The sequence below is a fragment of the Flagellimonas sp. L-11 genome, from assembly GCF_056857735.1.
Genome location: NZ_JBSXNR010000081.1, coordinates 21613 through 46777, shown reverse-complemented (window position 1 = coordinate 46777; position 25165 = coordinate 21613). Strand labels below are relative to the sequence as shown.

The window sequence follows — 25165 nt, the reverse complement described above, 5'->3', positions numbered from 1 at the left end:
GCATATTTATCTTAATACGCTATATTTGAGATAAATTCGATATCAGTGTTTACAGGGCTTGTGGGCTAAGTTGTCGCTTTATGCAGCTATGAGGTCACTACCCCATAATGGATTTTCCAGCGCAGTCCTTGTAGGCACTTGGGATTTGGTAGAAGTCAATTTAAGTGCTGCTGTGGACTTGGATGGTGATGGACAACTCTCCTCCAATCTCTTGGACGAGGAAACTTGTATTTCGGGAACCCTGGTTCTTAAAGACGACACCACCTATCAATATGAACAATCCAACTTTAACATAACGGCCATTACCAATAATCAATACTATGTGGATTGTTTTGGTACCAATTCATCAACCGGGGCCTGGGCCAGTGATGGCAACGAAATAGCTTTTCAAGGCAGCGTTACTTTGGATGTCTTACAATTGGATGGCAATAGAATTATAAAAAATGAAGATAATGAATTACCGGGAGTAGAGAGCTATGTTTATGAAAAACGGTATTGATTTTTATTGCAGCGCGAATAATTAAATACCCGATACTTGACTTGAAGCCATGGCCAAACAATCTATTTTGAGGGATAAAATAAAAGAGCATTTGTTGCTTCAAATTCAAAATGGAGCGTTAAAAGTGGGCAAAACCATTAACTTGGCCGCCCTTTCCAGAGATACCGGGGTAAGCGTTACCCCTATTCGCGAAGCCTTGAGTCAGTTAGAGCAGGCTCAGGTATTACAAGCCATACCCAATCGCGGTTTTGTAGTGGCAAAACTTTCCAAAACCGAAGTTAAGAACCTTATCGAAATAGTAGCCCAGCTAGAAGTTATGGCTTTGGAGAATTCCAAGTTTAATTTTGACGAAATGGATCTTTTGAACACGCTCCATACCAAAATGGAGAATACCGAGAGTATTGCCGAAGGACTTGCAATTCGGTACAATTTCCACAATCAATTGGTACGGCATTGCACCAATAAAATTTTGTTGCAAATTTTGAAAGACCTCAAGCTAAGGCTTCATTTTTATGAGCATGATTTTATCCAAGACTTTTTGTTCTTCAAAAAACTAAGTACGCAAACCCGCTCCGTGGTCGAGGCCATCCAAGAAGATAATGTTCCTACGGCCGCCTTGATTTTACGAATGCATTGGATGTCCATTTTGGAACATATTGGAGGACAAATCCACATTAATAACGGTTAATTTTTTTTATTGTTGGAGTTACTTATCTTTTAGATTTCTCACGCTCCCACTGGTCGGTTCGAAATAATCCAGCAGTGGATGGATTCCTGCTTTCGCAGGAATGACAAACTATCAGTTTTTTGACAATCTTCGTCATTTCGAGCAAGCGAAGCGACGAGAAATCCCTTTTTAGGCTAGATTTCTCACACTCCCGCCGGTCGGTTCGAAATGACTGAAGCACTCTTATTGTGCTACAGCATACGGAGAACTGCGACTGCCTCTGCCTAAGACTCCCAATTTCTACTCCACAATTTCTTCAATACACTCCCAAAGGACTTTTAAATTGAAGAGTGCATCTTTTCCCGCCTCATCTATAGGTTCGCGGGAATGGTAACGGACAACATCGTGTACCAGTTTTAGGGATTTTACCAAATCTGGGCCATCCAAATAATCGGCGAACTCCAAGAGTTCAATTTGTTCTTGGGTAAGCATTCGGGAAATTTTGGGTACGCTTTGCGCTTTGTCCTCGGTAATTTTCACTGATTAGAAAACCTTTTGTTTATGATTTAATAATTATTTTGAGATTATACCCAACAGAAGATTTTCTAGAAAAATTTAACACACAGGACTCATTTGATACAGCTAAATTATCTAAGGACGAGTTAATTCAATTGATAAATACTTCAGAGGATATGTTGTTTACAAAATCCTTGAAAGCATCAGATGTTTATGATTTCATTTTCGAATATTCGAATTCTGATAGCTTAATTAATATGTCTAACAAAGCACTTCATCCATCAACAACAAGGAACGAAAATAATAAGACAGAAATTCAGAATATAAATTTTGTATTCAGCACTAAAGAAAATCATAAGTCACAGTGGGATTATATTTATAGACGATTACCATTTTTACTGTTATACCTTAATGAAATATTAGAATGTGTTATTTTCAATCATCTCGAAATTGATAATCAGATTTACATAGATAGATTGGAAGAAAGAGCAAAGTTTTTTTTTAAAATAAATTGCAAAAACTATAACTTAAGGGAGCAACGACTCGCTAATATCGTTTCATCTAAAATAGCGGGTTTAATGGAAAAAGTGTAATTTTAAAAACCAAGAAAGAAAATAGTTAAACCGATAAGTCCACATCCCCTCTCCCACCCCCACCATATTTTACACATATCACAAAATCATAATAAAGGATCAGCTCATTTTTTCCTATCTTGTTTAGCAATTAGAAATTAAAACATCGTAAACTAAAAATGGAAAAAAAATCCAATTCCCAAAGTAGAAGAAAGTTTGTAAAAAACACCGCGCTGGCATCCAGCGTGTTTATTGTACCGCGCCATGTTTTGGGTGGCTCCGGCTTTTTGGCCCCCAGCGACCGCTTGAACATTGCCGCCATAGGCGCTGGCGGTAAAGGCGCGAGCGACATTGCCAATGCATCCGTTAACGGTCGCGAAAACGTGGCGGCCCTCTGTGATGTCGATTTTTCTGGATCGGCAAAACGGTCGGTGGAGCGTTTTCCCAAAGCTAAACTGTTCAACGATTATCGCGAAATGCTCGATACCGTAAAAGATATAGATGCGGTCACGATAAGCACACCTGATCATGTTCACGGTCCTGCCGCTGCTTATGCCATGCAAAGGGGCAAACACGTTTATGTGCAAAAACCCATGACCCACAATATACGTGAAGCAAGAATGCTTACCCAAATGGCAAGGGACAAACAAGTGGTAACCCAAATGGGGAACCAAGGTGGGTCCAACCCGCTATTGGGCTTGGTACAAAAGTGGGTAGATTCCGGAGCTTTGGGAAGAATCACCAAAGTGGAAATATGGACCAACCGCCCCGTATGGCCACAAGGCAACGAAATGCCCAAACCCGATCCTTCCGGCAAACCCGATGACCTATTTTGGGATCTATGGTTAGGCCCCGCCCCAATGCGACCATACACGCCAAACCTTCACCCTTTCAACTGGAGAGGCTGGTGGGATTATGGAACTGGAGCTCTGGGCGATGTAGGCTGTCACTTAATCGACATACCCTACAGAACTCTAAAATTAGGGTACCCCACTGCAGCTGAATGTAGCGTAGGCACGGTATTTTCTCAAATGTGGAATCCGGACTACCATCCAGAAGGTTGTCCGCCTTCTTCGTTCATCACCTTAAATTACGAGGCTACCGACAAAACTGCCGCTCCGTTGACCATGACGTGGAGCGATGGTGGAATCAGACCATCCCATCCAGAGATTATTCCTGCCGACAGTGATATTGGAGGGCCAGGAAGTCAAAATGGGGTGCTTATCCATGGAGAACATGGCGTTATTTCCACAAACATTAACGATAGTTCGCCTTTAACACCCAAATTATACATGAACAATGGTGTTACCGAGTTTGGCCCCGAGGTTGAGGAAATGCCCGAACCCGAGTATGGCCACCAACGCAAATGGGTGGATGCCTGCAAGGCAGGTTTTGGCAGTCAGGAACATTTAGACCTTACCTCTTCTTTTGATTACGCCGGGCCTATGACCGAAACTGTGTTGATGGGCAATCTCGCTATCCGCAGTTATATGTTACGAAGAGAAAACTCCGAGGGGAACATGGAGTTCTATGGTCGTAAAAAACTATTGTGGGACGGGGAGAATATGAACATCACCAATTTTGATGATGCCAACCAATTTGTTACCCGCACCTACCGTGAGGGATGGGAAATGTAATAATCAAAAACCACAACAGGTTAAGGATTTAAAATTTTAAGAAGTCTAAAAAGTTTGTTGTCTGTCAGTTAGAGTGCCCGCCTGCCGGACGGGCAGGCTATCGAGAACCTAAATGTTGATGATCATTGGATTTCGACTTTAGTTTATCCTGAGTAGTCGAAGGACACAACCTGATAAATTCAAAATTTGTTGCTTTTTAGACTTCTTTTGTCTTTGAAGAGTACGACCCTTTCGGTGTACTTCATCATTTTTGATATTTAACAAGAGATTCGAGAACCGGACATCAGACTCAGGTTCAAGCATCAAGAGCAAGGGCGCAAGAGTTTGTGGCATTCGTGAAATTAGTGTCGAAAAGAAAGAATCCGAATTATTGCCCACTGCCTTCTGCAAACTACTATCCACCACCCAACTTCCAATAAGTCAGTAACCAATAGCCAATTAACCAAGGAAATACTTAAATTTAAGTGCTAATTCAAAACAATGAAAAAAAAATTACTCCCCCTACTCCTATTATTAGGGACAATCAGTGTAACGGCCCAAGACAAAATCATTGGGTTCAGTGAAAAAGCTTCGGACGAGCAATTACAACTCGAAGCTGACTACGAAAAACAACTTTCCGCCAACAATTTGGACCAATGGATGAAACTATTGGCCGCCGAACCCCACTGGGTAGGCACCGAATACGGAGAAAAGAACGTAAAGTGGATGGAAAAACAGTTTAAATCTTGGGGCTACAAAACCAAGATTGATACCTACCACGTACTTTTCCCCTACCCCAAGGTGCGGGTGCTGGAGCTCACCGCCCCTACCCAATACACCGCCAAACTGGAAGCCGTTCCCGTGGAGGGCGACCCGTACACCGCTCAGGGAGACAAACTATTGCCCAGCTACAACGCCTTCTCCACCGATGGTGATGTGGAGGCCGAACTGGTGTTCGTGAACTACGGCGTACCCAGCGACTACGAAGAACTCGAAAAATTGAGCATCGATGTAAAGGGCAAGATCGTTATTGCGAAATATTACGGTTCTTGGCGAGGCATTAAACCTAAGCTGGCTGCCGAAAAGGGTGCCATTGGTTGTATCATTTATTCCGACCCAAAAGATGATGGCTATTACCAAGGCGATGTGTACCCCGAAGGGGCCTATAAAAACAAAACGGGCGTGCAACGCGGTTCCGTAATGGATATGCCGCTCTATCCAGGTGATGTATTAACGCCCGGCTATGCAGCCACCAAGGATGCGAAGCGTTTAAAGCGTGAAGAAGCACCGACCATCACCAAGATTCCCGTATTGCCCATTTCGTACGAGGATGCGCAACCCTTGTTGGAAGCCTTGAAAGGCCCTGTGGCCCCAGCTTCTTGGAAAGGCGCTTTGCCCCTCACCTATCACATTGGGCCCGGACCCGCCAAAGTACATTTAAAATTGGAGTTTGACTGGCAGTTGAAGCCTGCCCATAACCTGATCGCTACCTTGGAGGGTGACGAGTTCCCCGATGAGTGGGTAATCCGTGGCAACCACCACGATGCTTGGGTACACGGTGCCAGCGACCCTATTAGCGGCATGGTCGCCTTAATGGAAGAGGCCCGCGTGATCGGAGAATTGGCCAAATCGGGTAAAAAACCTAAGCGTACCCTAGTTTACTGTGCTTGGGATGCCGAAGAACCCGGACTTATCGGTTCTACGGAATGGGTAGAGGACCATATTCCGGAACTAAAAGAAAAGGCCGTGGCCTACATCAACACCGATGGCAACAGCCGTGGGTATTTGGGTGTCGGAGGTTCCCACTCGCTACAGGCCATGGTGAGCCAAGTGGCCCACACGGTGACCGACCCACAAAAAGGGGTTTCCGTAGCGGAGCGTCGCAAGGCGGCGAATGTAATACGCGGTGGCGACAATTCCTTTACATTGTCCGCCCTCGGTTCTGGTTCGGATTACACCCCTTTTATACAGCATACGGGCATTGCCTCCTTGAACTTGGGCTATGGGGGCGAAGGTTCCGGTGGGGAATACCACACCATTTACGATACCTACACCCACTACACACGTTTTAAAGATCCCGGGTTCGACTATGGCGTGGCCTTGGCCAACACCGCAGGACGTATCTCCCTACGTTTGGCAAATGCCGAGGTATTGCCTTTTGAACTCACCCAATGGCACAGTACCATTGAAACCTATTTGGGCGAGGTGATGAAAACTTTGGAAGATATGCGTGCCGAAATAGAAAAACACAACAAATTGGTGCAACAGGATGCCTACCAATTGACCATGGATCCCAAAAAACCCGTAGTACCCGCAAAATTGAAGGACGAAGTACCCTATTTGGACTTCTCTCCCATACAAAATGTGGTTGCCGACTTAAAGAAAAGTATAGCCACCTTTTCCAAGGCCGATGTACTTGCCTTGTCCGATGCCAAAAAGGCGCAACTGAACCAAAAGTTGATGGGCATGGAGCAGGCATTGTTGCAGGATAAGGGGCTGCCCGGCAGGGATTGGTTCAAGCACCAGATCTACGCCCCCGGATTTTACACGGGCTATGGGGTAAAAACACTTCCAGGCGTGCGCGAGGCCATTGAACAGCAGGAATGGAAAGAAGCACAGGAACAAATCAGGGTGTTGGCCACTACCCTTAAACATTTTGATGCGCAGATACAGCAACTGAACAGTCTAGTGCAGTAACTTGATTTCTCTGACAAAACCAAACCGTCTCTTGCAAAGTACCGTGGGGGGCGGTTTGTTATGCTGAAAAACTTAAAGGGCTTGCTTTCCCAACCCCTATCCCATCACCTTGGTCAATTTCCCAAACCTTTTTTATACAATTTTTGAATCTTTGTTGCTTCAAAAACACCATTCATCAATCCAAATTAGCCATTCGTCAATTGAGTGTTCAGAATTACTGCGCATCGTGTAGTTTCGTCATCAAAATAAGACAATGACTACACTTGAAACTATAAACACCTTACAGATATTCTGCTTGGTAGCTTTGGGATTTATTATTTACATAGCCGGATGGCTACATGGTGCCCATTGGGGAAAAAGAAACAAGGTTTAATACAATAGCCAAGCACATATTGGCGTTGAATCCATTCCAAACCAACGTAAACCTACTTAGTCATTTTTTGGAGACATCCCGATATTGAGCGTATTTTGGCCTATTTTGGCGATGGGCAATACACCATTAAAATTGATAAGCTACGTAGCGGAGAAATACGCTATTTGTGTTGGCACAAAAGCAATAGTATCTTGGCCAAACCCAACTTGATTCTTCGGGACGGAAAAATGAAGCAAGCCCAGAACGGGGAAACCACAGAATACATTTTTTTATTTGAAGAACGGGTTTTTACCGTGGAACACATTACTTCAAAAATGAAGGGAGGCGCAAGTTACTTTTTTATCGAGGTCACCGACGAGCATCATAAAAAAAGTACTTGGAAAATGGAACAAATGCCCATTCCCAAGTACTTTCGCCACTTAGTTTAACCTTAAGGTCAATTGAAAAGAACCATAAAATAAAGGCACTTTTGCCCATAGCTTCATTTCAAGCGGGCGAAGCAACGAGAAATCTCTCAAGTGTAATTCCGTGCTTTACACGGAATTCAGTGTCGTTGTTACATCGCTTATTTTCGGTTTGGTTAAATGACCAGAGCTCAGGGACGGGAACCAAATCGTTATTACAGAAATGACAGTTTCTAAACTCAGGAATAAACCATTGATCAACAAAAACGAAAACAAAAGGCCACTTCCTTTTTACATCCCAAATCGCTACATTTGAGGTTTGCTATGATTTATGATCAATTACGAAGAACATATTGAGGTTAAGGGCGCAAGGGTCCACAACCTAAAAAATATCGATGTCACCATTCCCCGCGAAAAGCTTGTTGTAATCACAGGACTTTCGGGCAGCGGGAAATCCTCCCTAGCCTTCGATACCATTTATGCCGAGGGGCAACGTAGGTACATTGAAACCTTTTCGGCCTACGCCAGACAGTTTTTGGGCGGATTGGAACGGCCCGATGTGGATAAAATTGATGGGCTCTCCCCCGTAATCGCCATTGAACAGAAAACCACTTCAAAATCTCCCCGCTCTACAGTGGGCACCATTACCGAGGTGTACGACTTCCTGCGCTTGCTCTTTGCCCGTGCAGGAGACGCCTACAGTTACAACACGGGCGAAAAAATGGTAAGTTATAGCGATGAACAGATCAAAGATTTAATCATTGAAACCTACCTCGACAAAAAAATAAATGTGCTGGCACCGGTAATCAAGTCCAGAAAAGGACATTACCGTGAACTTTTTGAACAGATTGCAAAGCAAGGCTTTGTAAAAGTCAGGGTTGATAGTGAAATTACCGACATTACCAAGGGAATGAAGGTGGATCGCTACAAAACCCACGACATTGAGATTGTAATAGATCGCTTGAAGGTTGGCGATAGCGAGGATTTTCATAAACGGTTGAGCGAAACCATCAATACGGCCATGTACAGCGGAGACAATGTGCTCATGGTTTTGGAAGAGGGCGAAACAGTGCCGCGTTACTTTAGTAGGGATTTAATGTGTCCGTCATCCGGTATCTCCTATCCCACTCCGGAGCCCAATACTTTTTCCTTTAACTCGCCAAAAGGAATGTGCCCTGAGTGCAGTGGATTGGGGCATGTGTTCCAAGTGAACAAGGATAAAATAATCCCTAACAAAAAAATATCCATCAAATCAGGAGGCCTTGCCCCTTTGGGCGAATACAAAAAATCGTGGGCCTTTAAACAACTGGAAACCATTGCGCAACGCTATAATTTTGATCTTACGGATGCCATAGAAAAAATACCCGAAGAGGCCATGAACGTTATTTTGAACGGTGGCAAGGAAAGTTTTGAGGTAGATTCCAAAAGTTTGGGAGTAAAAAGGCAGTACAAAATTGATTACGAAGGCATTTCCAATTTTATCAAAACCCAATACGAAGATGCCAATTCCACTTCGATAAAACGATGGGCCAAAGATTATATGGACAAAGTGGAATGTCCCACTTGTGATGGTTCTCGTTTGCGAAAGGAGTCTCTCTATTTTAAAATTGATGGTAAGAACATTGCCGAATTGGCAGAAATGGACATTGCTGAACTTGCCAGTTTCTTTACACATTTAGAAGATACACTGAAAGGCAACCAGAAAAAGATTGCCGAGGAAATCATAAAGGAAATCAAGTCCCGTGTTGGTTTTTTGTTGGATGTTGGGCTGGATTACCTCTCGTTGAGCCGAGGCTCCAAATCCTTGTCCGGAGGTGAGGCACAGCGTATTCGATTGGCCACACAAATAGGTTCGCAATTGGTGGGCGTGCTCTACATTTTGGACGAACCCAGCATTGGTCTGCACCAACGCGACAATGAACGTTTGATTCATTCCTTGGAGGCACTACGCGATATAGGAAATTCCGTTATTGTGGTGGAACACGACCGGGATATGATCGAAAGTGCCGACCATGTGATTGATATTGGTCCAAAAGCGGGAAAACACGGCGGGGAAATCATTTCCGAAGGCAGTCCAAAAGAATTGATTGACCACCATACGATAACCGCACAATACATTACGGGCGAGCTCGAAATTCCAGTGCCCGAAAAACGACGCAAAGGAACCGGAAAAAAAATTGTGCTTTCGGGCTGTACAGGGAATAACCTTAAAAATGTAACGGTTGATTTCCCTTTGGGAAAACTTATCGGGGTCACGGGAGTTTCAGGAAGCGGCAAATCCACTTTGGTCAACGAAACCCTCTACCCTATTATGAACGCATACTATTTTAATGGGGTAAAAAAACCGATGCCGTATAAAAAAATTACGGGCTTACAGCATATTGACAAGGTTATCGACATCAACCAATCCCCGATTGGTCGAACCCCACGTTCCAATCCAGCAACGTATACGGGTGTTTTTAGCGAAATACGTTCCTTATTCTCCAAAACTACCGAAGCTACCATTCGAGGGTACAAACCCGGTCGTTTTAGTTTTAATGTAACAGGAGGGCGTTGCGAAACCTGCCAAGGAGGAGGTCTAAAAGTGATTGAAATGAACTTTTTGCCCGATGTTTATGTGGAATGCGAGACCTGCAATGGTAAAAGATTCAACCGGGAGACTTTGGAAATACGCTACAAGGGAAAATCCATTGCAGATGTTTTGGAGATGACCATCAACGAAGCGGTGGATTTTTTTGAAAATATTCCAAAAATTCATCGTAAACTTAAGACAATAAAAGATGTAGGCCTGGGTTATATATCATTGGGACAGCAGTCCACTACCCTTTCCGGCGGTGAGGCCCAAAGGGTAAAGTTGGCCACGGAGCTTTCCAAACGTGATACTGGAAATACCTTTTACATCCTCGATGAGCCAACCACGGGCCTCCATTTTGAAGATATTCGAGTGCTTATGGAAGTGCTTGAACGATTGGTGGACAAAGGCAACACCATTTTAGTGATCGAGCACAATATGGACGTTATTAAAATGATGGACCATATTATAGACATTGGTTACGAAGGAGGAAGAGGTGGCGGAACGGTTGTTGCAACGGGAACTCCGGAAGAGGTGGCTAAAGACAAGAAAAGCTACACAGCCAAATTCTTGAGGAAAGAATTAGAAAACACAAAACAAAAAATTAAACGCGCGGTTTAAAATACGAGACAACTATGCAGATGCGAAAAGAACAACATTCCAAAGGATGGAATGAGATCAAGACAAACGATTCATGGGCCATTTTCAAGATTATGGGCGAGTTTGTCAATGGATTTGAAAAAATGAGCGTAATAGGCCCTTGCGTATCCATTTTTGGGTCCGCAAGGGTTCGGGAAGGTCATCCTTATTATGATTTGGCGGTAAAAATCTCCAAAAAAATTTCCGAGGCCGGTTATGGCGTCATTACTGGAGGTGGACCGGGTATTATGGAAGCAGGTAACAAAGGGGCCAACCTAGCAGGAGGGACATCGGTGGGTTTGAACATAGACCTGCCTTTTGAACAGCACGACAATCCTTACATTGACGATGACAAAAGCCTTGATTTTGATTATTTCTTTGTTAGAAAAGTAATGTTCGTAAAATATTCCCAAGGCTTTGTGGTAATGCCGGGAGGTTTTGGTACGTTGGATGAATTCTTTGAGGCTCTCACACTTATTCAAACACACAAAATACATACATTCCCAATTATACTTGTTGGTACGGAGTTCTGGAAAGGACTTATGGATTGGATCAAGAATACCCTGGTCGAGGCTGGAAACATTGGCGAGAAAGACCTGGATTTAATCAAATTAGTGGACACCGAGGATGAAGTCGTCGAAATTATTGATGCCTTTTACAAGGGCAGAACCCTTAGTCCAAATTTTTAATCTTGTTGTATTGATCAACCATCGGGTATTACTTAGCATTTCGCTGCTTGTTATAATGGTGTGTCCCAAACTTTGGGGACAGCACAAAAATGAAATAGTGGCCACACTTGATGGACCCACCAACCAAATACGCATTCGGCAACATTTCACCTATGTCAACCAATCGGACAAGGGGCTTTCCACATTGTATTTCAACGATTGGAACCATGCATATTCCAACAAAAACACGGCACTTGCCAAGCGGTTTGCAGAAGAATTTAACCGAAGTCTACATTTGGCAAAAGACAGGGAAAGAGGCAAAACCACCATTAAAACCATTGTGGATGACAACTATGCTGGTTTGGATTGGAAACGGGAGGGGAATTCGGATATCATTTCCGTTACGCTGAACGAAGTCCTAAAACCCCATGAATCCATTCAGTTGTTTTTTACCTACACCATTAAATTACCCAGTGCCAAGTTTACGGGTTACGGACGCACCGATAACCTTGGCTACAACTTACAGGATTGGTACTTGACCCCAGCAGTTTTTGATGGCGACTGGAAATTGTACAACAACATAAACCTTGATGACCTCTATACGGATATCACGGAAACCCGAATTAATTTTACCTTCCCAGAGCAGTTGTTTTTGGCATCAAACTACCGCATGTCCAGTATTACTAGTTTTCCGGGAGGGCAACATGTGCAGCTTATTGGCGACAAGAGAAAAAACTGTGAAATTATTCTCACCATTGATAAACGGTTCACCAAGCACGTTACGGATTACCTCACCATCACTACGGATATTGAATCGAACAAGTACGAGGAAATATCCCAAGGAATATCCATTATAAAAATTGCTCAATTTCTTCATGAAAACCTAGGGAGATACCCCCATGATAATCTTTTGGTGAGTGAATTCGACTATAATAGATCTCCGCTTTACGGAATCAGCCAGCTTCCTTCTTTTATAAGGCCATACGAAGAACAGTTTCAATTTGAAATGAAGTTTTTGAAAACGGCCATTCGCAATTATTTAAAGGAGTCTTTATACCTAGACCCACGAAAGGAACGATGGGTGAATGATGCGATTGGATACTATTTAATGATCAAATATGTGGAAGAGCATTACCCCGATCAAAAACTGATAGGTAAACTTTCCAAAATCTGGGGGTTAAAAAACTTCCATTTGGCAAAAATGGATTTTAACGAGCAGTATTCCCTCTTCAGCATGCTCTCTGCACGTAAAAACATAGACCAAGCACTAACGACTTCCAATGATTCCCTGATCAAGTTCAACCAAAAAATCGCCAATGGGTATAAAGCTGGTCTCGGCATGTCCTATCTGTCCGCTTATTTGGGCGAAAAGAAAATAGACAGTACGGTGCTGGATTTCTTCAAAAATCACAAACAAAAACAGTTTGTATCGGCCGCTGATTTTAGAAAAACCATCGAAAAATATGCAGATAAGGAAGTGGATTGGTTTTTTGAAGAATATGTGTCCACAGACAAAAAGATTGATTTCAAAATCAAGAAGGTTGAAAAAACCGAAGATTCCATCACCTTTGTACTTAAGAATAAACGGGGTACCAAAGTGCCCATATCGGTTTTTGGACTCGAAAATGATTCCGTGGTATCCCAGTATTGGTTTTCGGACATAGATACCACCGAAAGCTTTACCATTCCCCGAAAGAGTGAAGATCGTTTGGTTTTGAACTACGACCAAAAAATCCCCGAGTTCAATCAGCGCGATAATTGGAAGACTTTGAACGGTTGGCTATCGAGCAATAAAAAATTAAAGTTCCAATTTTTTAAAGACACCGAGGACCCCTATTACAATCAGGTGTTTTATGTGCCCATTGCAAACTTTAATCTATACGATGGCATAACACCTGGATTAAGGCTCTACAACAAAACCTTTCTGGAAAGGCAATTCCAGTATGATATATCGCCCACTTATTCCTTTTTGGAGCGCACCCTTGTGGGGAAAGTTGGTTTTAGGTACCGTAAGTATCATAAAAAAACCGGGCTCTATGTTACCAACTATTCGTTTTCGGCATCAACCTCGCACTTTCAGGAAAACTCAAGGTTTACCACAATTACACCTGCGGTTAGTTTTGGTTGGCGCCCCAACGATCTGCTTTCCAATCGTAGGCAAAGCCTATTGTTTAGGTACAGGAGTGTGTTTAGAACCATAGATGAAAGTCTGGTAGGTGAACTGGATACCGACCCCGACTACGGTGTAATGAATGTTAGATTCACCGATGTGGACAACAATATTTTAGATTATTCATCTTGGTCTGTAGATGCCCAACATTCCAGCGAGTTTACCAAGATTGCCTTTGAACTGGAATATAGAAAATTGTTTCAGAGTAACAGGCAACTGAACTTGCGCTTTTATGCGGGTAAATTTTTACGCAACAAAACGGAATCGGACTTTTTTAGTTTTGCCTTGGACAGACCAACGGATTACATGTTTGACCTTGCCTATTTGGGTAGGTCGGAGGATTCCGGAATATACAGTCAGCAAGTTATTATTGCCGAGGGCGGGTTCAAATCAAAGCTAGAAAACCCTTTTGCAAACGATTGGATCGCTACGACAAATGCAAGTACCAATATTTGGCGGTGGGTAGAAGCCTACGGTGATCTTGGTTTTATTAAAAATAAAGGTTTTAATCCCCATTTCGTTTACGATTCCGGTATCCGCCTAAATTTGGTAACGGACTATTTTGAGCTCTACTTCCCCGTATATTCCAACAGAGGTTGGGAAATTGCCCAGAACGATTATGGGCAACGTATTCGTTTTGTGGTTACCATAAGCCCTAGAACCTTGATAGGGTTGTTTACAAGAAAGTGGTTTTAATAAAAAAGAATTCCCGCACAAGCATCGGGGTTTTCATTACAACTGTCATTCCCGTAAAAACGGGAATCCAAAAATAGAATTTCGGTTTTTGACCATGGCGTTAAAATGAAATCAGCGAAATATTCTTATGGCTTGCCTTGGAGATAGTTGGTTTTAATAAATTATTTATTTTGTCAATATGATAATCAAAAGCTTTTTTTGCATCGCTAAAATGATAAATAAATAATATACCAAGTGTATTTTTGAATTATTTATATTTTATTAACGAAGTTCTGCATTGCAATTTTGAAGGATTTTTAGTAATTTCGCAGAAATCCTCAACAATTCATGAAACCTAACCCAAGTACAAGTAGCGATATTTCCTTTGACGATTTCAAATCTCAGATTCTTCAAGATTATGAAACAGCTGTCACCAGCAGGGAATGTAGTGTAATGGGGAGACGGGAAGTACTTTCCGGAAAAGCCAAGTTTGGTATTTTTGGAGATGGAAAGGAACTTCCACAGTTGGCCATGGCAAGGGCATTTCAAGATGGTGATTTTAGAAGTGGATATTACCGTGACCAGACCTTTATGATGGCATTAGGCTATTTAAGTCCAAAAGCCTTTTTTCACGGACTCTATGCCACAACCGATCTGGAGAAAGAGCCCATGAGTGCCGGAAGGCAAATGGGCGGCCATTTTGTAACCCATAGTTTAAATGAAGATGGTTCTTGGAAAAACCTAACGGAACAAAAAAACAGTAGCGCAGATATTTCTTGTACAGCAGGCCAAATGCCCCGTTTGCTCGGTTTGGCCCAAGCCTCTAAAATATATCGTAACGTTGAAGGCATTGATCAGACCAACTTCTCCAAGAATGGGGATGAAGTAGCCTGGGGGACCATCGGTAACGCCAGTACCAGTGAGGGACATTTTTTTGAAACAATGAATGCCGCCGGGGTAATGCAGGTGCCCATGGTTATCTGTATTTGGGATGATGAATACGGTATTTCCGTGCCATCGGAATACCACACCACCAAAGGTGACATCTCCGAAGCCCTTAGCGGATTGCAACGTGATGATGATAAAAAAGGCTTTGAAATATTAAAAGTGAAGGGCTGGGATTACACTGCCCTAATCCATGCTTTTGAAAATGCTTCGGACATTGCTAGGGAAGGACATGTGCCCGTACTTATCCACGTAACAGAGCTTACCCAGCCCCAAGGTCACTCTACCTCGGGATCGCACGAAAGATACAAGTCCTCCGAACGTTTGGAATGGGAGCGGGAAAATGATTGCAACAAACGTTTTAGAGAGTGGATTCTTGAGAACGGCATAAGCACCGAAGAGGAGCTTAAAAAAATGGAACGCGAAATAAAGCACAAAGTGCGTGCCGCCAAAAAAGAAGCATGGTCCGAGTTTTTAAAACCACAATTGGCCTCAAAAAAAGAATTGGTCCCCCTACTGGAAAAGACAGCAAACGAGAGTCCAAATCGTGCTTTTATAAACAAGTTGAAAAACGACTTAATTGCAATCGAGGAACCCTTGAAAAAGGATTTAGCGTCCAAATCCAGACAGGCGCTTCGTTACCTTTTGGGAGAATCCACACCAGAGAAAAAACAGCTTCAACAATGGGTGGATGATTTCTTGGCAACTAATGAGCCACAATTTAGCTCACATCTATATAACGAACTTGGTAATAAAGCCACCAAAGTGGAACAAGTACTCCCTTCCTATTCCAATGAGGACGAGGTTGATGGAAGAATCATTTTAAGGGATAATTTTGATGCCCTTTTCACAAAGTATCCAGAAGCTTTGGTATTTGGCGAGGATACCGGAAATATCGGGGATGTAAACCAAGGGCTTGAAGGACTCCAAAAGAAATATGGGAAATTAAGGGTTGCCGATACGGGAATACGTGAAACTTCCATAATAGGACAAGGAATTGGAATGGCACTACGTGGGTTGCGCCCCATTGCCGAAATACAATATTTGGATTACATCCTTTACGCTATCCAAACATTGAGCGACGATTTGGCAACGCTAATGTACCGAACCGTAGGAAAACAAAAGGCACCACTTATTGTACGCACCAGAGGACACCGTTTGGAGGGAATTTGGCACTCCGGTTCACCCATGGGCGGATTGATCAATTTGTTAAGGGGAATGTACATCCTTACTCCCAGAAACATGACGCAAGCAGCAGGTTTTTACAATACACTTATGAAAAGTGACGAACCTGCCTTGATCATTGAAAGTCTGAACGGGTATCGTTTAAAAGAAAAGAAACCTTCCAATTTAGGTGAGTTCTGCACGCCAATCGGTAAAGTGGAAACGCTAAAAGAAGGAACGGACATTACATTACTGTCCTACGGATCTACCCTTAGGATCGTGGAAAAGGTAGCCAACGACCTTTTGGAAGTAGGTATAGATGCTGAAGTGATCGATGCCCAATCATTACTTCCGTTTGATTTGGAACATGATGTGGTAAAAAGCCTGAAAAAAACCAACAGGTTCTTGGTAATCGATGAAGATGTTCCCGGTGGATGTTCTGCCTATTTATTGCAAGAAGTGGTTGAAAAGCAAGGAGGCTACCGTTATTTGGACAGTGCTCCGCAAACTTTGTCGGCAAAAGCGCACCGTCCAGCTTACGCATCAGATGGAGATTACTTTTCCAAACCCAACGCCGAGGATATTTTTGAGAAGGTTTACCAAATTATGCACGAATCCGACCCTAACTCCTATCCAGGGCTTAGGTAATGTTTTGGCATACGTCAACCCAAAAACACTTTTCGTCAATTATTGTTACGTTTTTTAAAACATAATTTATACATTCACATGGATTAAAATTTTCCCCAAGAATGAAAAACAATACTTTGATACACCTAGGGCTTGCTTTGCTAAGAATTGTTCCCTCTGCATTTATGCTAACCCACGGTTACCCTAAACTTATGAATCTAATCAACGGTAACACGGAATTTGCCAACCCTTTTGGCATTGGTCAAGCTCCGTCTCTTTTTTTGGCCGTTGTTGGTGAATTTATCTGTCCACTTTTAATCATTATAGGTTTTAAAACCAGATGGGCCGCTGTACCTACCGCAATAACTATGTTTGTTGCAGGTTTTATGATCCACGGAGCTGATCCATTTGGAAAAAAGGAGATGGCTTTACTTTACCTAACCATATTTGTGGTCATCATGCTATTGGGTCCAGGTAAATACAGTGTGGACAAAAGGTAATCCTAAATTATTTCGGAAAGGAGTTCTTTTAATAAGTCAGCTTGTGTCATATTGCTGGCCGCTACCCCTTTGCCTTTTAAATCTAATGTCCTTAGACTGGAGATAATACTGCTCACCCTTTTCATGGGGTAGTTTTTTGCTGCCACTACGTATTCGTTCACAAAGTATGGGTTTACCCCCAACACTTTGGCCACATTACCTGGAGAATGGTCTTTAAGCCCATGATACTGCAACAACTGCGTAAAAAATGTGTTCAATAGCGTAACAGTAACCACAAATGGATTGTCCTTTGGATTTTGGGCAAAGTAGTCCATAATTTGGGAAACTTTTTTTACGTTGCGTTCACCAATTGCCTTTTTAAGCTCAAAATTGTTGAAATCCTTGCTGATGCCAATATGCTCCTCTATCAAATCAGGTGTGATCTCGGTAGTTGGGGGCACCACCAAGGTCAATTTATCAAGCTCATTGCTGATTTTGCTCAAGTCCGTTCCCAAAAACTCCACGAGCATCACGCAAGACTTTGGCGATATCTTATATTTTTTGCTGGCCAAGGTTCTTCTTATCCAATCTGCAACTTGGTTATCGTAAAGCTTTTTACTTTCAAAAAGTTCCCCACTCTTTTTTATGGTCTTGTAGAGCTTTTTACGCTTATCCAATTTTTTATACTTGTAACAAAGCACCAAAATAGTGGTTGGTTGGGGGTTCTCGGCATACGGAACAAGGTTCTCGATGGTTCTGGAAAGGTGCTGTGCCTCTTTAACTATAACAACCTGGTACTGGGCCATCATCGGAAAACGTTTGGCATTGGATACTATTTCATCAACAAAGGTCTCTTTACCATAAAGTACCATTTGGTTAAACCCCTTTTCATCTTCGGTAAGAACGTTTTCGGCTATATACTGGGAAATACGGTCAATATAGTAAGGTTCCTCTCCCATTAAAAAGTAAATAGGTTTTGGGTTTCCCTTATTGATTTCCGATACGATCTCTTTTACTTTGTCCATTCAATTTATATCACCAGTTTTGTAGCATGCAAGATTTGAACTTTCCGCCCTATTCGTTTCGAATCAAAAATAGCCAAAATAGACAGTACATTTTTGATGATATACGTAAAAAATTTGTGGTACTTCAACCTGAAGAATGGGTGCGACAGCATGTACTTCATTTTTTGGTGTATACGAAGAACTACCCCAAAAGCCTGGTGAATGCCGAAAAGCAACTAACGGTCAACAAACTCAAGAAACGCTACGATGTTGTTGTTTTTAATTCGGATGGTTCCATTTTTCTGCTTGTGGAGTGCAAAGCACCAGAAATTAAAATAACCCAATCCACCTTCGACCAGATTGCGAGGTACAACTATCAACTAAAAGCCGACCACCTAATGGTGACCAACGGCTTGGAACATTATTATTGTGAAATGGACCACGGGAATGAAAAATACAGGTTTTTAGAGGAAATTCCTGATTTTAGCCGTTAATTTGCCTCCGTTTTGAAAATTGCCGTCGTCATACTTAATTGGAATGGGGAAGCCTTACTCGAAAGGTTTCTGCCCTCGGTTATGGAATATTCCGAAGGAGCTGACATTTATGTTGTGGACAATGCCAGCACCGATGGTTCTGTCGATTTTTTAAAGCAACACTACCCTACTATCGGCATTGTTCAAAACGCTTCGAACGGAGGTTTTGCCAAAGGTTACAACGATGGGTTAAAAAACATTGAGGCAGATGTGTTCTGTTTGTTGAATTCTGATGTTGAGGTAACTCCAAACTGGCTTAAACCCATAAAAGAAGCCTTTAACAACCTTCCCGATGCCTCCATAATCCAACCCAAAATATTGGATCTTACCCAAAAGGATTATTTTGAATATGCCGGTGCAGCTGGAGGGTTTATAGATATGTTCGGTTATCCTTTTTGTAGGGGACGTATATTCCAGACCATAGAAAAGGACGAGGGACAATACGACGATATAAAAGAAGTATTTTGGGCCACAGGTGCATGTATGTTCATAAAAAGTGAGGTTTTTAGTGAGTTAGAAGGTTTTGACGAAGACTATTTTGCCCATCAAGAAGAAATTGACCTGTGTTGGCGGGCCAAAAATGCCGGGCACAAAGTGTATTACGTTGGCCAAAGCCATGTGTATCATTTAGGGGGCAGTACATTATCCAACATGAATCCCAAAAAAACGTATCTGAATTTCAGGAACTCCCTCTACTCCATCACAAAAAACCTTCCAAGAAAAAAAGCGCTTCCCATAATTTTTGTCCGTTTACTACTGGATGGCATTGCTGCCGTACGATTCATTTTTCAATTAAAGTTTGACCACTGTTTTGCTATTTTAAAGGCTCATCTCAGTTTTTATGTTAACTTTATAAAAATGTACAGAAAGCGCGAAAAAGCTAATTTTTTATTAAAGTACCATATTACGACATCCATAGTATGGTCCTATTTCGTACATCAAGTAAATAATTTTAACATTTTAGTAAAAGATTAACGATGCCTAAATATAGATACCTTGCTTTTTATCTAATTTTGGTATTGTTTTTCGACATTTGATAAATCTAACAATCCTTAAATTATATTCTGAACTATGAAAAAAATTTTTCTAGGAACATTGGCGATGACAGTTCTTTTATCTTCTTGCGTATCGCAAAAGAAATATGCCGATCTTGAAGCCAAACACAAAGAAACCCAAGACCTATTGAATTCTGCAACCGTTAAGCTCAACGATTGTTTGGAAGAAAAAGCAACTGCAGATTCCAGGTTGAAAACACTTGAAGACCAAAACGCATTCCTAAAAGCAAATAACCAAGAGCTCATCAACAACATGGGCAACTTGACAACGCTTACTACAAAAGGTGCCGAAAACCTTGAGAAGTCTTTGGAAAGTCTTCAGGAAAAAGACCTTACCATCAGAAAATTGCAAAATGCCGTTACACGTAGGGATTCCGTTAACCTTGCTTTGGTACAGAGCCTAAAAGGCGTATTGGGCAACTTGGATGACGAAGACATCGAAATCAGCGTTGAAAAAGGTGTTGTATTCGTATCCATTTCCGATAAATTGTTGTTTAGAAGCGGAAGCTACAACGTAACAAATGCAGCAAAAGAAGTACTTGGCAAAGTAGCCAAAGTGGTGAACAACAAGCCCGATTTTGAATTTATGGTCGAAGGACACACGGATAATGTACCAATTAGAACTTCAGAACTTGCAGATAACTGGGACTTGAGTGTGAAGAGAGCAACCTCTGTTGTTCGTATCCTTCAAAACGACTTTGGTGTAGACCCTGCTAGAATGACAGCTGCAGGACGTAGCTACTATGTACCTCTTGTTGATAACGATACTTCTGCCAATAGAGCTAAGAACAGAAGAACAAGAATTGTTGTACTTCCAAAAATCGATCAGTTCTACAACATGATCGAAGAAGGAATGAAAGACCCAGCTATAGGCGGTACAGGCAAATAAGAAATAAGTTTTAGCTTACAATAATAAAAAAGCGGCCAATTGGCCGCTTTTTTTATTTAATAAATCTCAAGGCTGCCCTTGCCTTTCCGAATTACTACGGGTTCATCACCAGAGAGGTCTATGACCGTGGAAGCAACATTATCCCCATAACCACCGTCAATTACAATATCCACTAGGTTTTGCCATTTCTCATAAATAAGTTCAGGATCTGTGGTGTATTCCAGAATGTCGTCGTCATCCCGGATGGATGTAGAAACAATTGGGTGGCCCAATTCGGACACCAATGCCCTTGCAATTGCATTGTCGGGCACACGGATACCCACCGTCTTTTTCTTTTTAAAATCTTTCGGAAGATTGTTGTTCCCCGGAAGTATAAAAGTATAAGGCCCTGGAAGGGTACGCTTTAATATCTTAAATGTTGGACCATCTATCTGCCGAACATAATCGGACAGATTGCTTAAATCTGCACAAATAAAGGACCAATTGGCCTTTTCCAACTTTACCCCTTTTATCCTAGCTATGCGCTGTAGGGCCTTTGAGTTGGTAATATCGCAACCAAGACCGTAAACAGTATCCGTGGGATAGATCACAAGCCCTCCTTTCCTAAGCACGTTCACAACTTTTTCAACTTGCTTGGGATTAGGGTTTTCTTCGTAAAGTCTTATCAACTCTGCCATTTTGTTAAGGAATAAACAACAAAGATAACACTTATGCAACCAAATATAAGGTGTTCTGTTAGGCATGTTAAATGTTTGATAATACACACAACCTATCACCAGAATCGAATCTTTATAAAGGGAAATGGGCCATTCATCAATTCATATAGGCCATTGGTTGATTTTGACCCTAAATATTAAAATTTATACCCCACCTTTAAATAAAAATCGCATTCTTATGAAATTGAATATACTAATTATAGCATGCATCACTTTTGGATTTTTGATACCTTTCACAAGCTGTAACAATTCCAATTTTATGGAAGAAGAACAATTTGATGCAAAAAACACACTTGCCCAATTGGATAATTTATTAATTCAGCTTAATGGGTTGGACACTACTGATTGTAAAAACTTGGATGAAATAGTGACCATAAACGAAAAAATGCGGAAAAAAGTTGAAAGCATACGGTCCAGCAGAAAATTTGAAGATTTGGTAGCTGCTTATGACGAAGATGAACACCAGATTGGCTTTGTGATCTCGGACGATCAACAATTCGGTGTTTTTTCATGGGAGACCAAAATGGATTGCATGGGTCACAACATTAAAAACATTGCCCTTTATAAATCCAAAAGTAAGATTGTAGCGTCTTCCCTTTATGGAAAACCCATGATCTATTATGGGGTAACATCCACAAATCAGAGCAACGGTAAGACCGTATACCTTCTCAATGGCAGATTTTCTTCGGAAAAAGGACATTTTAATACAACTACCAAAGCCTACACTATAACCAATGGGAGCTTGGCTGAATCGAAAATCCCATTATCGGGAAAACCCCACGAAGGGTATGCGGCAACTGAATTTGAACAATAATACGCTTCCATATTCGGCAATGTACCGCGTATACAGCAACCCTTGCCTTTGTGTTTGAGCTTGAACTTAAGTTTGATGCCCGATGCTGGTTGCTCGATGCCTGAACCTATCATCATAAAAGTGTAAATATGTTCGTGCAAATCCGTAAAATTCATCAACCTAGCCAATCGTCATTCCGAACTGGTTTCGGAATCCCATAAGAGGAGACCCCGAAACCTCCTTTGCTGGTAGACAGGCGAGTTCAAGGCAAGGAGGTTCTTTGCTTTTGTTTATCTTCTTTCTGCATTTGAACTTGAACTTGATACTCGAACTTGAACTTGATACTCGAACTTGTCCGAAGCACGAAGCACGATGCCAGTTGGCAGTTGCAGTACGCAGTAACTCAACAACCCAATAACTTTGTAACTCCGAACTCTGAACTTGTGTCTTGGCTCTCTTTTCTTTCTTCTTTGTTCTTTGCCCTTTGTTCTTGAACTTGTCGAAAGTTTGGAATTTGGCACTTGTTATTTGCTCTTGAACTTGAACTTGTCGGAAGTCAGTTTGCAGTGGCAGCAACCCAATAACTGAATAACCCAATAACATTTTCCCGTTGATAAACTTTATTTTTAGTTGTTTTTTCTATAAAACCCAATATCATCCAAAACAACAACACCCAATGTATCTTTGTCAAATACTAGGTTAATGCTTTGCAGTTTGGTCAACTTTAGGCTATCATTCTTTGCCAAAAAAGATGAAATAGGAACATAACAGCTTTTCAATTGGGTCTCGGAATCCTTGCCTATCATTTTCTCGTCTAAAAAATCAAACTTGGTAAACTTGGTTTTTATTTTTTTGGGAAGCCTGTTATATTCAGTCAACTCCACTGAAGCGGAATTGCCCAAACTATCCTTGAGCATAATGCTAAAATTGAAACCTGTATCTGGCATTTCAGGTTTTTCTTTATCCTCCATTTTTAATTCGGAAACATCCCCAATGGCCATGGAAAAGGCCAAAGTATCTATAGGGCCAAAGTTCTTTAAAGTATCAGTAAGAGCTATACTATAAATTGGGATGGAATCACTATCAACATCCGAGCAATGGCTCCAACCGAGCACCAATGCATTGTTCTGTTGGCTCCCGCCATCTCTGGCCGACAATTCTGTTTCACGCCATAGCTTAAAATTTTCGGCTTGTAATTTTATATTTTCTGATGCGATGGTCACATCCAAATCACCTTCAAAGTTCACGAGTATTTTTTTGTAGGTATCGCTATATTGACTCAAATACGATTCTTTGGGCAACCAATCACTTACCAAATCCACATTTTTGAACATGGGCAGGTAATCTCGGTTTCCCTTCAATACAGCCTCTGCAAAAGCACTTACATAAACCTTGGCCGTTTGACGCTGTTCTTCGCCCGTAACCAAAGGCTTAAGATTGAGCAACCACTTCATGGGCGCACCAAAATCCGATCGCCCCCATGTGGAATTAAACTGACCATGATTGGCATGGTTCATATACAGACCTGCTTTAAAACCATCAAAACTTTCTGAAAATTGCAAACGATGAAAAGGTCGCATTCCCCAAAAACTGGTCTCATCCGAGTCGTAAGCTCCTTGAATTGACAAATAATTGATATCCTCAAGACTGATTTCACGATCATAGCGGTAATCCGTTGGTGCAATAGTGATGATTCCTTGTATGCCAAAATTAAAATTGAACTTCTCGTAGCCATTATCGGGAAATCTATCCAATTTATTGAAAGCTGCTGCGATGGATACTGCTTCTCCACCTCTGGAGTGCCCCACAAGCACAATATTGTCCATGTCCACCTTACCCTCGATATCCGTGTCAGTCCCATCATTCCATTTTTTCCATTGCTCCAAGTGTTTTAGCAATAACCAAGCACGGGTTGGCATTTCTTTCCCCATAAAATCTCCAGACCAATGTCCGTTGATGAAATTCTCATCAACAGAAACACCAATAATACCCCTACTGGCCAAAAGTTCTCCAAGATAGGCATAGCCTCCATCCGAATAATCGAGCATACTATGGTTACCGTGCACCATCATTACCATGGGGAAGGGACCTTCTCCTTTGGGCATGTACACACGGGCATTCAAAGGAAAGCTGTCCACACCAAAGCCCCAATATTTTTCACGCCATTTTTTCTTTTTCCCTTTCCACTCAGGAAGCAATCGTGAAGCATCGACCGTTGGGGTTTTTATCTTAATACCTGCTGCATATTCAGGTCGTTTTTCATCCGTTCCGCTTCCGTAGGTAAAAACCTCTACCTCAAAATCCCCTTTTTGGGAAGGGTCTTCAATACCCATTTCACTCAAAAAGGCAACATCAATCGTTTCTTCTGATGATGATTCATCTACATAAGGATCACCATCCAAAGCAGTGAACCCATAAAAGCCTAAAACTCCCAGAGCAACACCTATAACAACAAGAACTGCTCCTTTTTTAGCATTCTTTTTTTTGATGATTTGCCAAACACCCAAAGTGAGCAAGATGAAACAGACAAAGCCAAATAATGTCAATCCGTAAAATAATATAGAAGGCCATCCAAAGGCATACATCCGCATAATATAAAGTGCTAAAAAACCACCAAGAATGGTAGTTACCAGAGTGGTTGGGATTTTTTTGGCGAAAGGGGAAACCCAAGTCAGCACTAATTTTAAGATGATGAGCAATACAATGCCAATTAGGATTCCTGCCAGCATTGTCACCCAAGCTGGGTATCCAATGGCATAATGATAGCCCGCCACTCCAAAAAGTGTAATAACAAGAATGGCTACAGCAACAAATGTGGGTTTGAGAAAGAGATTTTTCATAGGGGGATGTTGGTTGGTTTGGTCTATTAATTGAAAATAATAGCTTTGAATT

At 41.8% G+C, this 25165-nt stretch carries 19 protein-coding genes; 15 read left to right on the top strand and 4 right to left on the bottom strand.

What is annotated here, in order from left to right:
• Nucleotides 1–88: 88 nt before the first annotated feature.
• Together AC13CC_RS17110 and AC13CC_RS17105 are read left to right on the top strand one after the other, a co-directional pair.
• Entirely contained in the window at nucleotides 89–499 is a 411-nt protein-coding gene (locus AC13CC_RS17110) for a hypothetical protein (protein WP_482878145.1), read from the top strand.
• A gap of 67 nt (nucleotides 500–566) precedes the next feature.
• Entirely contained in the window at nucleotides 567–1187 is a 621-nt protein-coding gene (locus tag AC13CC_RS17105; protein ID WP_482878144.1) for a GntR family transcriptional regulator, read from the top strand.
• A 279-nt stretch (nucleotides 1188–1466) separates the two neighbouring features.
• On the opposite strand, the gene AC13CC_RS17100 is transcribed toward AC13CC_RS17105, so the two are convergent.
• Complete coding sequence (locus AC13CC_RS17100; RefSeq protein WP_482878143.1) at nucleotides 1467–1658, bottom strand: hypothetical protein; 192 nt, start codon at nucleotides 1656–1658, stop codon at nucleotides 1467–1469.
• Nucleotides 1659–1744: 86 nt separating this feature from the next.
• On the opposite strand from AC13CC_RS17100, the gene AC13CC_RS17095 reads away from it, so the two are divergent.
• From AC13CC_RS17095 to AC13CC_RS17055, 9 genes are all read left to right on the top strand, one after another.
• Nucleotides 1745–2275 (top strand): hypothetical protein, encoded by a 531-nt coding sequence (locus AC13CC_RS17095; protein ID WP_482878142.1) that lies wholly within the window; start codon nucleotides 1745–1747, stop codon nucleotides 2273–2275.
• Between the two features lie 158 nt (nucleotides 2276–2433).
• Entirely contained in the window at nucleotides 2434–3891 is a 1458-nt protein-coding gene (locus tag AC13CC_RS17090; RefSeq protein ID WP_482878141.1) for a Gfo/Idh/MocA family protein, read from the top strand.
• 480 nt (nucleotides 3892–4371) lie between these two features.
• Nucleotides 4372–6567, top strand: a complete 2196-nt coding sequence (locus tag AC13CC_RS17085) for a transferrin receptor-like dimerization domain-containing protein (RefSeq protein WP_482878140.1) — start codon at nucleotides 4372–4374, stop codon at nucleotides 6565–6567.
• 468 nt (nucleotides 6568–7035) lie between these two features.
• On the top strand, nucleotides 7036–7368 hold the full coding sequence (locus tag AC13CC_RS17080; protein ID WP_326277208.1) for a hypothetical protein: 333 nt from the start codon (nucleotides 7036–7038) through the stop codon (nucleotides 7366–7368).
• Nucleotides 7369–7675: 307 nt separating this feature from the next.
• On the top strand, nucleotides 7676–10537 hold the full coding sequence (uvrA, locus tag AC13CC_RS17075; RefSeq protein ID WP_482878139.1) for an excinuclease ABC subunit UvrA: 2862 nt from the start codon (nucleotides 7676–7678) through the stop codon (nucleotides 10535–10537).
• A 20-nt stretch (nucleotides 10538–10557) separates the two neighbouring features.
• Entirely contained in the window at nucleotides 10558–11244 is a 687-nt protein-coding gene (locus AC13CC_RS17070) for an LOG family protein (protein ID WP_482878138.1), read from the top strand.
• Nucleotides 11204–14089, top strand: a complete 2886-nt coding sequence (locus AC13CC_RS17065) for a gluzincin family metallopeptidase (protein ID WP_482878160.1) — start codon at nucleotides 11204–11206, stop codon at nucleotides 14087–14089. Before AC13CC_RS17070 ends, AC13CC_RS17065 begins: the two co-directional genes overlap by 41 nt.
• 327 nt (nucleotides 14090–14416) lie before the next feature.
• Nucleotides 14417–16825: an alpha-ketoacid dehydrogenase subunit alpha/beta gene (locus tag AC13CC_RS17060; RefSeq protein WP_482878137.1), complete on the top strand. Its 2409-nt coding sequence runs from the start codon at nucleotides 14417–14419 to the stop codon at nucleotides 16823–16825.
• A gap of 101 nt (nucleotides 16826–16926) precedes the next feature.
• Nucleotides 16927–17304, top strand: coding sequence for a DoxX family protein (locus AC13CC_RS17055; protein ID WP_482878136.1), 378 nt, complete (start codon nucleotides 16927–16929; stop codon nucleotides 17302–17304).
• A 2-nt stretch (nucleotides 17305–17306) separates the two neighbouring features.
• On the opposite strand, the gene holA is transcribed toward AC13CC_RS17055, so the two are convergent.
• A complete protein-coding gene (gene holA / locus AC13CC_RS17050; protein ID WP_482878135.1) occupies nucleotides 17307–18308 on the bottom strand; it encodes a DNA polymerase III subunit delta in 1002 nt (333 codons plus the stop codon).
• Between the two features lie 26 nt (nucleotides 18309–18334).
• Between holA and AC13CC_RS17045 the strand changes: the two genes are divergently transcribed.
• The 3 genes from AC13CC_RS17045 to AC13CC_RS17035 all read left to right on the top strand — a co-directional run bounded on the left by AC13CC_RS17045 (nucleotide 18335) and on the right by AC13CC_RS17035 (nucleotide 20764).
• On the top strand, nucleotides 18335–18781 hold the full coding sequence (locus AC13CC_RS17045) for a type I restriction enzyme HsdR N-terminal domain-containing protein (protein ID WP_482878134.1): 447 nt from the start codon (nucleotides 18335–18337) through the stop codon (nucleotides 18779–18781).
• 12 nt (nucleotides 18782–18793) lie between these two features.
• Nucleotides 18794–19795 (top strand): glycosyltransferase family 2 protein, encoded by a 1002-nt coding sequence (locus AC13CC_RS17040; RefSeq protein WP_482878133.1) that lies wholly within the window; start codon nucleotides 18794–18796, stop codon nucleotides 19793–19795.
• Between the two features lie 96 nt (nucleotides 19796–19891).
• A complete protein-coding gene (locus AC13CC_RS17035; RefSeq protein WP_163624633.1) occupies nucleotides 19892–20764 on the top strand; it encodes an OmpA/MotB family protein in 873 nt (290 codons plus the stop codon).
• 56 nt (nucleotides 20765–20820) lie between these two features.
• Here AC13CC_RS17035 and AC13CC_RS17030 read toward each other — a convergent pair whose 3' ends face one another.
• Nucleotides 20821–21441, bottom strand: coding sequence for an L-threonylcarbamoyladenylate synthase (locus AC13CC_RS17030; protein ID WP_482878132.1), 621 nt, complete (start codon nucleotides 21439–21441; stop codon nucleotides 20821–20823).
• Between the two features lie 217 nt (nucleotides 21442–21658).
• Between AC13CC_RS17030 and AC13CC_RS17025 the strand changes: the two genes are divergently transcribed.
• A complete protein-coding gene (locus tag AC13CC_RS17025; protein ID WP_482878131.1) occupies nucleotides 21659–22294 on the top strand; it encodes a hypothetical protein in 636 nt (211 codons plus the stop codon).
• A 605-nt stretch (nucleotides 22295–22899) separates the two neighbouring features.
• Here AC13CC_RS17025 and AC13CC_RS17020 read toward each other — a convergent pair.
• Nucleotides 22900–25113: an alpha/beta hydrolase gene (locus tag AC13CC_RS17020; RefSeq protein WP_482878130.1), complete on the bottom strand. Its 2214-nt coding sequence runs from the start codon at nucleotides 25111–25113 to the stop codon at nucleotides 22900–22902.
• Nucleotides 25114–25165: the final 52 nt, after the last annotated feature.